We start from the raw sequence: 13564 nt of genomic DNA on the forward strand, positions 1-13564 counted from the left end.
GTGGTGGGCGTCATCGCCTCCGTCACCCGCCCGTTCTGCGCGGCCTGCGACCGCACCCGCCTGACGGCCGACGGCCAGGTACGCACCTGCCTCTTCGCCCAGGAGGAGACGGACCTGCGAGCGGCCCTGCGCTCGGGCGCCCCCGACGAGGAGATCGCCCGCATCTGGCGCCTGGCGATGTGGGGCAAGAAGGCGGGAGCGGGCCTGGACGACCCGTCCTTCGTGCAGCCGGACAGGCCGATGTCAGCCATCGGCGGCTGAAGAGGCCTCTTCCCACTCCTTCAGCGGGACGACGTCCTTCAAAAACCCCCGCACCCCGAGAAACTGCGACAAGTGCTCGCGATGCTCCTCGCAGGCGAGCCATGTCTTCCGTCGCTCCGGCGTATGAATCTTCGGGTTGTTCCACGCCAGCACCCACACGGCGTCGGCGCGGCAGCCCTTGGCGGAACAGATAGGCGTGTCACTCACAGATTCGTCTCACAGAGGTACGCACAAAAAAGGCGACGCCGAGCAGCCACGGGGGGAGCTGCCCGGCGTCGGTCCGTCGCTCCGACGGGGGATGCGGAGCGCCTACGAAGTATGTCACGGGTAACCCGTCGCCCGGCACCGGAACAACACTATTGATCTGAGCTTTTCCTGAGCTTGGCACGGAGTCCGCTTCCGGAGGGCACCGGTCCGCGGAGTCAAGCCCCGTCGCGGGGTTTGCTTTGTCCGCCGGGCGCGGATTCGCCCGCGACATCTTCCGGGACCGATTCCGCGAAACCGTCATTCGTACGCGGCGGCGCGATCATCGGCCGCATCGGCGCGCTCACGAACGTGGACGGAAGCGATGGCGCGTTCTCACGCCCCGCGTTGGCGATCACCACCGCGACATACGGCAGGATCGCCCCGAGCACCAGCGCCACGATCGCGACATGCCGTTCGACGTTCCACAGTGTGGCCGCGAGGATCACCGACACCGTGCGGACCGACATCGAGATGATGTACCGGCGCTGCCGGGAACGTACATCGTCCTGGAGGCCCGCCCGGGCTCCGGTGATCCGGAACACCTCGGTGTTGCCGCTGGCGTGCAGCTTCCGCATCACATTCCACCATCCGCCCGCATCGGACTCTCCCCCGCCCGTACCGGCCCGCCCCCGGTCGGGGCCCCCGGGCCGGGACATCTCCCACGGTACGCCTCGCCTCCGCCGCCTACGAGACCGGGGCCCCTGCCACCTGGGGGAACGCTGTGAGCCGTAACGCGTACGGCTGTACCCGACATGCGGCGTACCGGGCCCGGACCAAGACTGGGCGTACTGCTCACCCGAGCCGTACGAGGAGGCAGCCATGGGCTGGTTGTGGGCGATCATCGTGGGATTCGTGCTGGGCCTGATCGCGAAGGCCCTCATCCCCGGCAAGCAGCACAGCCCCCTCTGGCTGACCACCATCTTCGGCATGCTGGGCGCCATCGTCGGCAACGCCGTCGCCCGCGGGTTCGGCGTCGAGGAGACCAGGGGCATCGACTGGAGCCGGCACATCTTCCAGCTCGTCGCCGCGGTGGTCATCGTGTACGCGGGGGACATGCTGTACATGTCGACGCTGGGCAAGAGGAAACAGCAACGGGGGTGACTGGACGACGCCCTGCAGCGGACGTTCCTGAGGGGCGCGGGTCTGTATCGATTTGCGGCTCCGCCGCGGGGCGCGACCAGCCACGACGAGGCCGCAGCCCGCAGATCACCGCACCCCTACGGCGCAACCCGAAACGGCGCCTCCAGCGGAGCGCTACGCGCCCGTGACCTCGACGGCCCCCAGGTTCTTCTTCCCCCGCCGCAGCACCAGCCACCGCCCGTGCAACAGGTCCTCCTTCGCGGGGACGGAGTCCTCCCCGGCGACCTTGACGTTGTTCACGTAGGCCCCGCCCTCCTTCACGGTGCGCCGCGCGGCGGACTTGCTGGCCACCAGCCCGACCTCGGCAAAGAGGTCGACGACGGTACCCAGCTGCGAGACCTGCACATGAGGCACCTCGGACAGCGCCGCGGCCAGCGTCGCGGCATCCAGCTCCGCCAGCTCGCCCTGCCCGAAGAGGGCGCGGGACGCGGCGATCACCGCGGCCGTCTGGTCGGCGCCGTGCACCAGCGTCGTCAGCTCCTCGGCCAGCGCACGCTGCGCGGCACGGGCCTGCGGACGCTCCTCGGTCTGCTTCTCCAGCTCCTCCAGCTCCGCACGGGACTTGAAGGAGAGGATGCGCATGTACGTCGAGATGTCCCGGTCGTCCGCGTTCAGCCAGAACTGGTAGAACGCGTACGGCGTCGTCATCTCCGGGTCGAGCCAGATGGCACCGCCCTCGGTCTTGCCGAACTTGGTGCCGTCCGCCTTGGTCATCAGCGGGGTCGCGAGCGCGTGCACGCTCGCGTGCGGCTCCAGCCGGTGGATCAGGTCCAGACCCGCCGTGAGGTTGCCCCACTGGTCGCTGCCGCCCTGCTGGAGCGTGCAGCCGTGCCGCCGGTACAGCTCCAGGAAGTCCATGCCCTGGAGCAGCTGGTAGCTGAACTCCGTGTAGCTGATGCCCTCCTCGGACTGGAGCCTGCGGGCGACCGAGTCCTTGGTCAGCATCTTGTTGACACGGAAATGCTTGCCGATGTCCCGCAGGAACTCGATGGCCGACATGCCGGCCGTCCAGTCCAGGTTGTTCACCATCACGGCGGCGTTCTCGCCCTCGAAGGACAGGAACGGCTCGATCTGCCCGCGCAGGCGGTTCACCCAGTTCGCCACCGTCTCCGGGTCGTTCAGCGTGCGCTCTGCCGTCGGGCGCGGGTCGCCGATCTGGCCCGTCGCCCCGCCCACCAGCGCCAGCGGGCGCAGGCCCGCCTGCTGGAGGCGGCGCATGGTGAGGACCTGGACCAGGTGACCGACGTGCAGGCTGGCCGCGGTCGGATCGAAACCGCAATAGAACGTGACGGGACCGTCCGCGAGCGCCTTGCGCAATGCGTCCTCGTCAGTGGACAGGGCGATCACGCCACGCCACTTCAGCTCGTCGACGATGTCCGTCACGGTTCTCGTGTCTCCTTGAAGATCTTCGGGCAGTCGGGTGACAGCCGAGTACGAGGTTATACGCCCTGACTGACAGAGCTCATGTTGAAATCGGGGACGCGCAGCGCCGGCATCGCCGCCCTGGTGAACCAGTCGCTCCACTCCCGGGGCAGGGTCTTCTCCGTGCGCCCCGCCTCCGTGGCCCGCCCCAGCAGGCCCACCGGCGATTCGTTGAACCTGAAGTTGTTGACCTCCCCGGTCACCTCACCGTTCTCGACGAGGTAGACACCGTCCCGGGTCAGGCCGGTGAGCAGCAGAGTCGCCGGGTCGACCTCGCGGATGTACCAGAGGCAGGTCAGCAGCAGCCCGCGCTCGGTGTTCGCGACCATCTCCTCGAGCGAGCGGTCCTCGCCGCCGTCCAGGATCAGGTTGTCGGCGCCGGGTGCCACGGGCAGCCCCGTCAGCCCGGCGCTGTGGCGGGTGGTCGTGAGGTGCTTCAGCTCGCCCTCACGCATCCACTCGGTGGCGGCGATCGGCAGCCCGTTGTCGAACACCGACTGGTCCCCGCCGGAGGAGTGCGCGATCACGAAGGGCGCGGACTCCAGGCCCGGCTCGTTCGGGTCACTGCGCAGCGTCAGCGGCAGCTCGCTCAGCTTCTCGCCGACGCGCGTCTTGCCGCCGGGCTTGGAGAACACCGTCCGGCCCTCGACCGCGTCCCGCCCCGACGCCGACCACATCTGGTAGATCAGCAGGTCGGCCACGGCGGTCGGCGGCAGCAGCGTCTCGTACCGGCCCGCCGGCAGCTCCAGGCGCCGCTCGGCCCAGCCGAGGCGTACGGCCAGCTCGGCGTCGAGGGCGGTCGGGTCCACGTCCTTGAAGTCCCGGGTGGAACGCCCCGCCCACGCCGAACGCGTGCGGTCCGGCGACTTGGCGTTCAGTTCCAGCGTGCCGTTGGGCTGGTCGTGCCGCAGTCGCAACCCGGTGGACGTGCCCACGTACGTCGAGACCAGCTCGTGGTTGGCGAAGCCGTACAGCTCCCGCCCGCCCGCACGCGCGCGTGCGAACGCCTCACCGAGCGCCGGGGCGAAGTCGGCGAACACGTGGGACGAGGTCTCGGCCGGGGCGTCCGTGAAGTCCGGTGCGGCCGATACGGCCGTCACCAGCGGCTGTGCGTCCTCGGCGGGCCCGGCGCCGCGCGCGGCGGCCTCGGCGGCCCGCACCAGCGGCTCCAGCTCGTCCGGGGTGACGGCCGAACGCGACACGACCCCCGAGGCCGTGCCCTCCTTGCCGTCCACGGTCGCGATGACGGTGAGCGTCCGCCCGCGCGTGACACCGTTCGTGGTCAGCGCGTTGCCCGCCCAGCGCAGATTGGCGGTCGACTGCTCGTCGGCGATGACGACGCACCCGTCGGCCCGGGACAGCTCCAGTGCCCGCTCGACGATCTCGTGCGGCTTGTTGGTACGGGCGCTCATCGACCGGCCTCCTGCGTGGTGTTCAGAATGTTGACTCCCTTGAAGAGGGCCGACGGGCAGCCGTGCGAGACCGCCGCGACCTGCCCCGGCTGGGCCTTGCCGCAGTTGAAGGCGCCGCCCAGGACGTAGGTCTGCGGACCGCCTACCGCGGCCATCGAGCCCCAGAAGTCCGTGGTCGTCGCCTGGTAGGCGACGTCCCGCAGCTGGCCGGTGATCCGCCCGTTCTCGATCTTGAAGAAGCGCTGTCCGGTGAACTGGAAGTTGTAGCGCTGCATGTCGATCGACCAGGACCGGTCGCCGACGACATAGATGCCGCGGTCCACGCTCCCGATCAGATCCTCGGTGGACATCCCGGCCGGATCCGGCTGCAGCGACACGTTGGCCATGCGCTGCACCGGCACATGCCCGGGGGAGTCGGCGAACGCGCACCCGTTGGACCGCTCGAACCCGGTCAGCTTCGCGATGCGCCGGTCCAGCTGGTAGCCGACGAGGGTGCCGTCCTTCACCAGGTCCCAGGACTGGCCCTCGACGCCCTCGTCGTCGTATCCGATGGTCGCGAGGCCGTGCTCGGCGGTGCGGTCACCGGTGACGTTCATCAGGTCGGAGCCGTACCTGAGCTTGCCGATCTGGTCGAAGGTGGCGAAGGAGGTGCCGGCGTAGGCGGCCTCGTAGCCGAGGGCGCGGTCCAGCTCGGTGGCGTGGCCGATGGACTCGTGGATGGTCAGCCACAGGTTGGAGGGGTCGACGACGAGGTCGTACGGGCCCGCCTCGACGCTCGGCGCCCGCATCTTCTCGGCGAGCAGCCCGGGGATGCGCGCCAGCTCGTCGTCCCAGTCCCAGCCGGTGCCCGTGAGGTACTCCCAGCCGCGCCCGACGGGCGGCGCGATGGTGCGCATGGAGTCGAACTCGCCGCTCGACTCGTCGACCGACACCGCGGTCAGCTGCGGGTGCAGCCGTACCCGCTGCTGGGTGGTGACGGTCCCGGCGGTGTCGGCGTAGAACTTGTTCTCGTGGACGGTGAGCAGCGAGGCGTCGACGTGGTTGACCCCGTCCGCCGCCAGCAGCCGCGCGCTCCAGTCCGCCAGCAGAGCCGACTTCTCCTCGTCGGGCACGCTGAACGGATCGATCTCGTACGACGAGATCCACGTCCTGTCGCTGTGCACGGGCTCGTCGGCGAGTTCCACCCGCTCGTCCGACCCGGCGGCCTTGATCACCTGGGCGGACAGCTTCGCCATCGCCACCGCCTGCGACGCGACCTTGGCGGCGGCGTCCAGCGTCAGATCCACCCCGGACGCGAACCCCCAGGTCCCGCCGTGCACCACCCGCACCGCGTACCCGAGGTCGGTGGTGTCCGACGACCCGGCGACCTTGGCGTCCCTCAGCCGCCAGGACGCGCTGCGCACCCGCTCGAACCGGAAGTCCGCGTGCTCGGCGCCCAGCGCACGCGCGCGTGCGAGCGCGGCGTCGGCCAGGGCGCGTAGCGGAAGCGCCGTAAAGGCTTCGTCGATCGTATGAGGCACGGAGGTCTCCCTGCTGTCGTGGCCTGTCGGCACCGATCATGTCGCGCGGGCGGGGCCTCGGACCACACGTTTCCGGCTGGAGTGCGCATCTTTCTGTAGGGACCCGACAGTGACACCCGTACGCCACTGTCGGTGCCCGAATGTCCCCGGACGGGACCGGCCCGATAGGTTTTCGGGGAAGCCGCCTGCCATCCACGTGTTCGGGCGGGTGTGTCAGACCTCTATCGAAAGGGTGATCCGTTGAGCCGCTCGGTTCTCGTCACCGGAGGCAACCGGGGCATCGGCCTCGCCATCGCCCGCGCTTTCGCCGACGCCGGCGACAAGGTCGCGATCACATACCGCTCGGGTGAGCCGCCGGCCGGCTTCCTGGCCGTCAAGTGCGACATCACCGACACCGAGCAGGTGGAGCAGGCCTACAAGGAGATCGAGGCCGAGCACGGCCCGGTCGAGGTTCTGATCGCCAACGCCGGCATCACCAAGGACCAGCTGTTGATGCGCATGTCCGAGGAGGACTTCACCTCGGTCATCGACACCAACCTCACCGGCGCCTTCCGCGTCGTCAAGCGCGCCAACCGCGGCATGCTGCGCGCCAAGAAGGGCCGCGTGGTGCTCATTTCGTCGGTCGTCGGGCTGTACGGCGGCCCGGGCCAGGCGAACTACGCCGCCTCCAAGGCCGCCCTGGTCGGCTTCGCGCGCTCCCTCGCCCGTGAGCTGGGCTCGCGCAACATCACCTTCAACGTCGTCGCGCCCGGCTTCGTCGACACCGACATGACCCAGGTGCTCACCGACGAGCAGCGTGAGGGCATCGTGAAGCAGGTGCCGCTCGGTCGTTACGCGCAGCCGGAGGAGATCGCCGCGACGGTGCGGTTCCTCGCCTCGGACGACGCCTCGTACATCACTGGAGCCGTCATCCCTGTTGACGGCGGACTGGGAATGGGTCACTGATCACCATGAGCGGAATTCTCGAGGGCAAGCGCGTCCTGATCACCGGTGTGCTGATGGAGTCCTCCATCGCCTTCCACGCCGCCAAGCTGGCCCAGGAGCAGGGCGCCGAGATCATCCTGACCGCGTTCCCGCGGCCCACGCTGACCGAGCGCATCGCCAAGAAGCTCCCGAAGCCCACGAAGGTCATCGAGCTCGACGTCACCAACGACGAGCACCTCGGCCGCCTGGCCGACCTCGTCGGCGAGGAGCTCGGCGGTCTGGACGGCGTCGTGCACTCCATCGGGTTCGCCCCGCAGGACGCGCTCGGCGGGAACTTCCTGAACACGCCGTTCGAGTCGGTCGCCACGGCCATGCACGTGTCGGCGTACTCCCTGAAGTCGCTGACCATGGCCTGCCTGCCGCTGATGCAGAACGGCGGCTCGGTCGTCGGCCTCACCTTCGACGCGCAGTACGCCTGGCCGCAGTACGACTGGATGGGCCCGGCCAAGGCCGCCCTGGAGGCCACCAGCCGCTACATGGCGCGTGACCTGGGCAAGCAGAACATCCGCTGCAACCTCGTCTCCGCCGGCCCGATCGGCTCGATGGCCGCCAAGTCCATCCCGGGCTTCAGTGACCTGGCCGCCGTCTGGGACGAGCGTTCCCCGCTGGAGTGGGACCTCAAGGACCCGGAGCCGGCCGGCAAGGGCATCGTCGCCCTGCTCAGCGACTGGTTCCCGAAGACCACGGGCGAGATCATCCACGTGGACGGCGGCCTGCACGCCATCGGCGCCTGATCTCCCGTACGCCGTTCGACGCCCCGTTTCCCGCCCTGCGCGGGGAGCGGGGCGTCACCCGTTCGGCCTATCCGGCCGGGCGGGCCGGGTCCACGACCGCGCACTCTGGAGTACGCGTTCACTACGCGAGCCCCTCCCCATCACGGCCGAGGAGGTCCCCTTGTGCGCTTGTCCCGCCGCCTGGCCTCAACGACCGTCGCCGTCGCTCTCGTACTGCCTCTTTCGTACGACGCGATAGCCCACGCACGCGTGCACGCCGCGGAAGCGGAAGCGGAGCCCGAGGAGCTGTTCGGCGCCGCGTGCCGGATCCGCGTCACCGGCTCCCACGTGACCGCGTACTGCCACAACCCCTATCCGGAGACCGACCGCGTGAGCCTGCACGTCGAGTGCGCGCGCTGGTGGGACCTCGACAGTGACGGCTCCGCGGTGGACGCCGGGCCCGCGCAGACCGTGCGGCTGACCGGGCGCTGCTGGAAAGAGGTCGCCTCGGTGTGGGTCAGCCACCAGCAGGAGGGCTGAAGCGCCCCGGACGGCACAGGAACGGATAGCTCGCCGCCTCCGCCGCGGCCGCCGTCGCGTCGCCCGCGCGGATCGCGTCGACGAGCCGCGCGTGGTCCATGTGCGTCTCCGGTGTCAGCTCCTGGCCGACGTCCTCGCGCAGCCAGTCCCGCAGCACCTCGCCCAGGTCGGCGTACATCGCGGTCATCACGTCGTTGTGGGAGGCCGCCACCACCGCCAGATGGAAGGTCGCGTCGGCCGCCACGAACGCCTCCGCGTCGCCCGACTCCCACGCCTCCTCGCGCCGCACCAACAGCGCGTCCAGCTGCTTGAGGTCCTTCTCCGTGCGCCGCTCGGCGGCCAGCTTCGCGGCGGCGGACTCCAGCGTGGAGCGCAGCTCGGCGATGTGCCGGGGGTCGGCGTCGGCGAAGCGGCGGTGCATGACGCCCGCCAGCTCGCTGGTGGCCACCACATAGGTGCCGGAGCCCTGGCGGATGTCCAGCAGGCCGTTGTGCGCGAGCGCGCGGACGGCCTCGCGGACCGTGTTGCGGGCCACACCGAGCTGCTCGACCAGCTCGGGCTCCGTCGGGATGCGCGCGCCGACGGGCCATTCGCCCGAGGTGATCTGGTTCCGCAGCGACGCGATGACCTGCTCGGACAAGGCCGAACGGCGGGGGTGGCTCAAGGGCATGGCACACCTTCGCACGGGAGGACGGGCACTGGGCGGCCCGGAGGTGGACAACCAATCATCCCATGATTCTATGATGGGCCTCATGGCAAGCGAGGAAACGACCCGGACGGTGACGTCCATGCGTATACGCACCCCCGACGCGCGCACCGCCCCCCAGCCCGCCACGCGCGCGTGGACGATGCGGCTGCTGGTGCTCGGCATCGTGCTGACCGCGCTGAACCTCCGCCCCGCCATCACCAGCCTGGGCGCCCTCCTCGAAGAGGTCCGCGACGGGCTCGGCATGAGCGGCAGCGTGGCCGGACTGCTCACCTCGGTGCCGCCGCTCTGTTTCGCCGTCTTCGGTGTCATGGCACCCCGGCTGGCCCGCCGCTTCGGCCCCGGCGCGGTGGTGTGCGCCGGCATGGCCGCCATCACCGCCGGCCTGCTCCTGCGCCCGTACGTCGGCAGCACGGCCGGCTTCCTGGCCGCCAGCGCGCTCGCCCTCATGGGTATCGCGGTCAGCAACGTCCTGATGCCGGTCATCGTCAAGCGCTGGTTCCCGGACCGGGTCGGCTCCATGACCGGCCTGTACTCGATGGCCCTCGCCCTCGGTACCGCGTCCGCGGCGGCGGTGACGGTGCCCATGACCGAGGTGCTGGGCGGCAGTTGGCAGACCGGGCTCGCGGTGTGGGCGGCCGTCGCGGCGTTGGCCGTACTGCCGTGGATCCCCTTCGTCCGGGACCGGGGATCGGCGCCTGCCGGCTCCGCGCAGGAGACCCACGCGCGCGTGGCGGCACCTCCGCTGCGGATCACCCGGAGCCGCACCGCCTGGGCCCTCGCCGTCTACTTCGGGCTCCAGGCCACCGGCGCCTACATCACGATGGGCTGGATGGCACAGATCTTCCGGGACGCGGGCGTGCCCGCCGGCACCGCGGGGCTGCTGCTCGCCGTCACCATGGTGATGGGTGTGCCGCTGGCCTTCGTCATCCCCCGCCTCGCCACCAGGCTGCCCCACCAGGGGCCGATCGTGCTCGCGCTGGGCGCCTGCGGGCTCGTCGGGTACGCCGGGCTGTACCTGGCGCCGGTCGCCGGCGCCTGGGTCTGGGCCCTGCTGCTCGGCGTCTCCAACTGCTCGTTCCCGCTGGCCCTCACCATGGTCGGCATGCGGGCCAGGAGCAGCGCCGGCGTGGCCCAGCTGTCGGGCTTCGCGCAGAGCACCGGCTATCTGATCTCCATCCCCGGCCCGCTCCTGGTGGGCGTGCTCTACCAGCACAGCGGCGGCTGGGGGCTGCCGATCGCGCTCATGGCCGGCCTGATGATCCCGCAGATGGCGGTGGGTGTCCTGGCGGGACGCAACCGCACGGTCGAGGAAGAGGCGGCCCGCTGAGGGCCACCCCGGCGAGCATCCGGGGGACCGTGGGTGCGAGACTTGCCGCATGCCAGTGCTCGACCCGAACCCCCAGAACGGCCAGAAGAAGATGCTGCTCGTCTTCGGGGCCTTCTTCGCCATCTTCGTGATCATCGCCATCGTGGCGACGATCGCCGCTCCCTGAGGCGGCACGAACCGCCGCTCCTGACGCCTGCCGTCCTGCCGATGGTAGGGCCAGCACCACCATCCCCTAGGGGGCGAGTGTCAGGGTCAACTGGGTGGATCACCGGATGGGTTGAACGCCGAGGAGTCCGTAACTTCGAAGTGTGACCGCGAGAGGCGGACACGGACACTCGAAGCCCCACGGAGGCGACATGTCGGCCCGCATGCACACCCCGCCCCACCCGGCGTCCTCGGGCCGTGCGGACATCCGGCTGCCCTGGTGGGCGCTCGCCCTGCCGACGCTCGCCTTCATCACGCTGCTGATGCTGATCATCAACCCGTCCGACGCGCATGCCGCGACCGCCGAGCCCGCGATCACGCAGCTCTTCGAGCGCATACAGCAGCTGATCACGCGCTGAGCATGGCCAAAGCCGCCCGTCAACTCCCTGCGCCCCGTGGCGTGTTTCATGCGAAGCTGGATCTCATGAGCGTCGCAGAACCCCGCAGGATTGTCCTCTTCCGGCATGCGAAAGCCGACTGGCCACAGGTGAACGACCACGAGCGGCCGCTCGCCGACCGGGGCCGGATGGACGCGGCAGAGGCCGGACGCAGGCTGGCCGACACCGACGTCCCCTTCGATCTGGCCGTGTGCTCCACAGCGACCCGCACGCGGGAGACCTGGAAGCTCGCCGTCCACGAGTTCCCGCACCGGCCGAAAACCATCTACGAGGAGCGGGTCTACGAGGCCTCGCCCGGCGAGCTGATCGCCGTGCTCAACGAGACACCCGACGACGCGCAGAACGTCCTGCTGATCGGCCACAACCCGGGCGTGCAGGGCCTCGCCGAAGTCCTCTCCGGTTCGGCCGAGGGCGACGCGCGCGAGCGGATGAACCGCCGCGGCTTCCCGGCCGCCGCCTTCGCCGTCCTCTCCTTCAGCGGCAGCTGGAAGACGTTGGAACCCGGCGTGGCCACCCTGCTCGACTACTGGGCCCCTTCCGAGTGACCGACGTACACCAAGGGGCCCGGCACCGTCGTGGTGCCGGGCCCCCGTGCACGTAGAGCTTCACTTGCGGACGGTCGTGCGGCCGGTCGCAGGGCTTCGGACGCCGCCGATCGTCAGCCCTCGTCGTGACTGTCCGCCGTCTCGACCTCTTCGCGGGTGACGCCCAGCAGATACAGGACCGTGTCCAGGAACGGCACGTTCACCGCCGTGTGCGCCGCCTCCCGCACCACCGGCTTGGCGTTGAAGGCGACCCCCAGGCCGGCCGCGTTGAGCATGTCCAGGTCGTTGGCGCCGTCACCGATCGCCACCGTCTGCGACAGCGGCACCCCCGCCTCCGCGGCGAACCGGCGCAGCAGCCGAGCCTTGCCGGCCCGGTCCACGATCTCGCCGGTGACCCGGCCCGTCAGCTTCCCGTCGACGATCTCCAGCGTGTTCGCCTGGGCGAAATCGAGCCCCAGCCGCTCCTGCAGGTCATCGGTGACCTGCGTGAACCCACCCGAGACGACACCCACTTGGTAACCGAGGCGCTTCAGCGTACGGATCAGTGTGCGCGCGCCCGGCGTCAGCCGCACCTCGCTGCGCACCTTCTCCACCACCGAGGCGTCCAGCCCTTCCAGCAGCGCCACGCGCGCGTGCAGCGACTGCTCGAAGTCCAGCTCCCCGCGCATCGCGGCCGCCGTCACCTCGGCCACCTTGTCCTCACAGCCGGCGTGCGCCGCGAAGAGCTCGATGACCTCGTCCTGGATCAGGGTCGAGTCCACGTCCATGACGACCAGGCGCTGGGCGCGCCGGTGCAACCCGGCCGCGACGACCGCGATGTCGACACCCAGTGCCGCCGCGTCGGTCACCAGGGCGGTGCGCAGCGGCTCGGTCTCCACGCCGGACACCGCGAACTCCACCGCCGTCACCGGGTACTTGGCGAGCCGGAAGATACGGTCGATGTTGCCGCCCGACTTCGTGATCTTCGCGGCGATCGAGGCCGTGGCCTCCGCGGTGAGGGGGTGCCCGAGCACGGTCACCAGGGACCGGCCGAGGCCGCGGGGCCGGTTGTCGCCCAGGCCGGAGATGATCTCCGCCTGCATCTTCATCGACTCGGCCCAGCTGTGGACGGTCGCCCGGAGATCCCCCTCCATGCCGGCCGGAGGCTGCGTCACGAGAGCGCACAGCGTGATCCGGCCACGGGTGACGACCTGCTCGATGTCGACCACGTCGACGGAGTAGGCGGCCAGCGTGTCGAAGAGGCCGGCCGTGATGCCCGGCCTGTCCTTCCCGAAGATCTTGACGAGAAGGGTGGGGATGTCGGAGGTCTGCGATGCGCTCATGGTGCTTCCACCGTATCCGGCACCCAGTGCCTGCCGCCGCTGAGGTCCGTCTAGCGGACACGGAACACTGGGTGTCGGTCGAGTGGCGCGAGCCTTACGTTCCGGCCACGGCCGCACTTCTGGCCCCGTGGATCAGGAACGGCCCTCCGGCCTTCCCGGTGGCGGGGGAGGAGGCGGTGGAGGGGGTGGAGGGGGAGGTGGCCCGTCGCCCGCTCCAGACGGCGCCCGGTCCCCACGCCGCCGAGGAGGCCGGGGCGACCTCGGCGGCGGCCCGATCGGCCGGACGACCGTGGGGGCGCCGTACATGTCGTCACCACCGGCGGGCGGCGGCTCGGCGGCCTGTGGGTCGCCGGACCGGTGGTGATGGGGCTGGCGTGCATCGTCGCGCCCCCAGCCCGCATCACGCGCCGGAGCGTCCTCGGGCGCCCGCGCACCCCCGGGAGGCGGCGCCGCGCCGGGCGGCCGCGCGTCCTCCGGCACGCGCAGATACGGGTTCGTCGCCGGGTTCGGCGGCCGGTACGGAGTGCCGGGCGTGTACGGCCCGGACCGGCTCGCGTACGTCGAGGCCCCGGCATCCTCGGCCGTAGGTCCTGTGGGACCCGCAGGACCCGCCGCGCCGTCCGTACTCGCAGTTCCCGAAACTCGGGTTCCACCCGCCCCAGCGCTCCCCGCCGCACCCACAGCCAACGCCGCCGCCCGCTGCCCAGCCGCCCCGGTAGCGCGGGCCAGCAGCGCCCCCACGGCCCCCCCCCCCGCGCCCCACACCCCCCCCAGAAACAGCGCCATACCCAGGTTTCCCCCCCGCCCCCCCCCCCCACCCG

The 13564-nt window shown here is 70.7% G+C and carries 15 protein-coding genes and 1 pseudogene; 9 read left to right on the forward strand and 7 right to left on the reverse strand.

Annotation, left to right across the window (positions count from 1 at the left end; translation table 11 throughout):
• Positions 1-261: pseudogene (locus ADK36_RS04625) on the forward strand (GTP 3',8-cyclase MoaA); the annotation flags it as partial.
• On the opposite strand, the gene ADK36_RS45790 reads toward ADK36_RS04625, so the two are convergent.
• Together ADK36_RS45790 and ADK36_RS04630 are read right to left on the reverse strand one after the other, a co-directional pair.
• A complete protein-coding gene (locus ADK36_RS45790; RefSeq protein ID WP_030051857.1) occupies positions 244-468 on the reverse strand; it encodes a hypothetical protein in 225 nt (74 codons plus the stop codon). The pseudogene ADK36_RS04625 and the gene ADK36_RS45790 sit on opposite strands and share 18 nt — an antisense overlap.
• 215 nt (positions 469-683) lie before the next feature.
• Positions 684-1082 carry a DUF3099 domain-containing protein gene (locus tag ADK36_RS04630; RefSeq protein WP_048587293.1) on the reverse strand — a complete coding sequence of 133 codons (399 nt, stop codon included), beginning with the start codon at positions 1080-1082 and terminating at the stop codon, positions 684-686.
• Between the two features lie 244 nt (positions 1083-1326).
• Between ADK36_RS04630 and ADK36_RS04635 the strand changes: the two genes are divergently transcribed.
• A complete protein-coding gene (locus ADK36_RS04635) occupies positions 1327-1608 on the forward strand; it encodes a GlsB/YeaQ/YmgE family stress response membrane protein (protein ID WP_048587292.1) in 282 nt (93 codons plus the stop codon).
• 153 nt (positions 1609-1761) lie between these two features.
• Here ADK36_RS04635 and tyrS read toward each other — a convergent pair whose 3' ends face one another.
• From tyrS to ADK36_RS04650, 3 genes are read right to left on the reverse strand one after another with little or no spacing between them, the layout of a single operon-like run.
• Entirely contained in the window at positions 1762-3030 is a 1269-nt protein-coding gene (tyrS, locus tag ADK36_RS04640) for a tyrosine--tRNA ligase (protein ID WP_048587291.1), read from the reverse strand.
• Between the two features lie 56 nt (positions 3031-3086).
• Positions 3087-4481 (reverse strand): metallopeptidase TldD-related protein, encoded by a 1395-nt coding sequence (locus tag ADK36_RS04645; RefSeq protein WP_053196460.1) that lies wholly within the window; start codon positions 4479-4481, stop codon positions 3087-3089.
• Positions 4478-6001: a TldD/PmbA family protein gene (locus ADK36_RS04650; protein WP_048587289.1), complete on the reverse strand. Its 1524-nt coding sequence runs from the start codon at positions 5999-6001 to the stop codon at positions 4478-4480. The genes ADK36_RS04645 and ADK36_RS04650 overlap by 4 nt, the downstream gene beginning before the upstream one ends.
• 240 nt (positions 6002-6241) lie before the next feature.
• Here ADK36_RS04650 and fabG point away from each other — a divergent pair, with 240 nt between their 5' ends.
• The 3 genes from fabG (at position 6242) to ADK36_RS04665 (ending at position 8238) form a co-directional block, all read left to right on the forward strand.
• On the forward strand, positions 6242-6946 hold the full coding sequence (gene fabG, locus ADK36_RS04655) for a 3-oxoacyl-[acyl-carrier-protein] reductase (RefSeq protein ID WP_048587288.1): 705 nt from the start codon (positions 6242-6244) through the stop codon (positions 6944-6946).
• Positions 6947-6951: 5 nt separating this feature from the next.
• Positions 6952-7719 (forward strand): enoyl-ACP reductase FabI, encoded by a 768-nt coding sequence (fabI, locus tag ADK36_RS04660; protein ID WP_048587287.1) that lies wholly within the window; start codon positions 6952-6954, stop codon positions 7717-7719.
• Between the two features lie 162 nt (positions 7720-7881).
• Positions 7882-8238, forward strand: coding sequence for a hypothetical protein (locus ADK36_RS04665; protein WP_048587286.1), 357 nt, complete (start codon positions 7882-7884; stop codon positions 8236-8238).
• On the opposite strand, the gene ADK36_RS04670 is transcribed toward ADK36_RS04665, so the two are convergent.
• Positions 8216-8908 carry a FadR/GntR family transcriptional regulator gene (locus ADK36_RS04670; protein ID WP_048587285.1) on the reverse strand — a complete coding sequence of 231 codons (693 nt, stop codon included), beginning with the start codon at positions 8906-8908 and terminating at the stop codon, positions 8216-8218. The two genes, ADK36_RS04665 and ADK36_RS04670, sit on opposite strands and share 23 nt — an antisense overlap.
• Positions 8909-8978: 70 nt before the next feature.
• Here ADK36_RS04670 and ADK36_RS04675 point away from each other — a divergent pair, with 70 nt between their 5' ends.
• The 4 genes from ADK36_RS04675 (at position 8979) to ADK36_RS04685 (ending at position 11421) form a co-directional block, all read left to right on the forward strand.
• Entirely contained in the window at positions 8979-10274 is a 1296-nt protein-coding gene (locus ADK36_RS04675; protein ID WP_048587284.1) for a CynX/NimT family MFS transporter, read from the forward strand.
• Between the two features lie 49 nt (positions 10275-10323).
• A complete protein-coding gene (locus ADK36_RS50900) occupies positions 10324-10440 on the forward strand; it encodes an SGM_5486 family transporter-associated protein (RefSeq protein WP_107083970.1) in 117 nt (38 codons plus the stop codon).
• A 190-nt stretch (positions 10441-10630) separates the two neighbouring features.
• Complete coding sequence (locus ADK36_RS04680) at positions 10631-10837, forward strand: hypothetical protein (protein WP_048587283.1); 207 nt, start codon at positions 10631-10633, stop codon at positions 10835-10837.
• A gap of 65 nt (positions 10838-10902) precedes the next feature.
• Entirely contained in the window at positions 10903-11421 is a 519-nt protein-coding gene (locus ADK36_RS04685) for a SixA phosphatase family protein (RefSeq protein WP_048587282.1), read from the forward strand.
• Positions 11422-11534: 113 nt separating this feature from the next.
• Here ADK36_RS04685 and serB read toward each other — a convergent pair whose 3' ends face one another.
• Entirely contained in the window at positions 11535-12743 is a 1209-nt protein-coding gene (gene serB, locus ADK36_RS04690) for a phosphoserine phosphatase SerB (protein WP_048587281.1), read from the reverse strand.
• Positions 12744-13564 lie beyond the last annotated feature (821 nt).

It is taken from the genome of Streptomyces viridochromogenes (assembly GCF_001270495.1).
In the GTDB taxonomy this organism is placed as follows: domain Bacteria; phylum Actinomycetota; class Actinomycetes; order Streptomycetales; family Streptomycetaceae; genus Streptomyces; species Streptomyces viridochromogenes_A.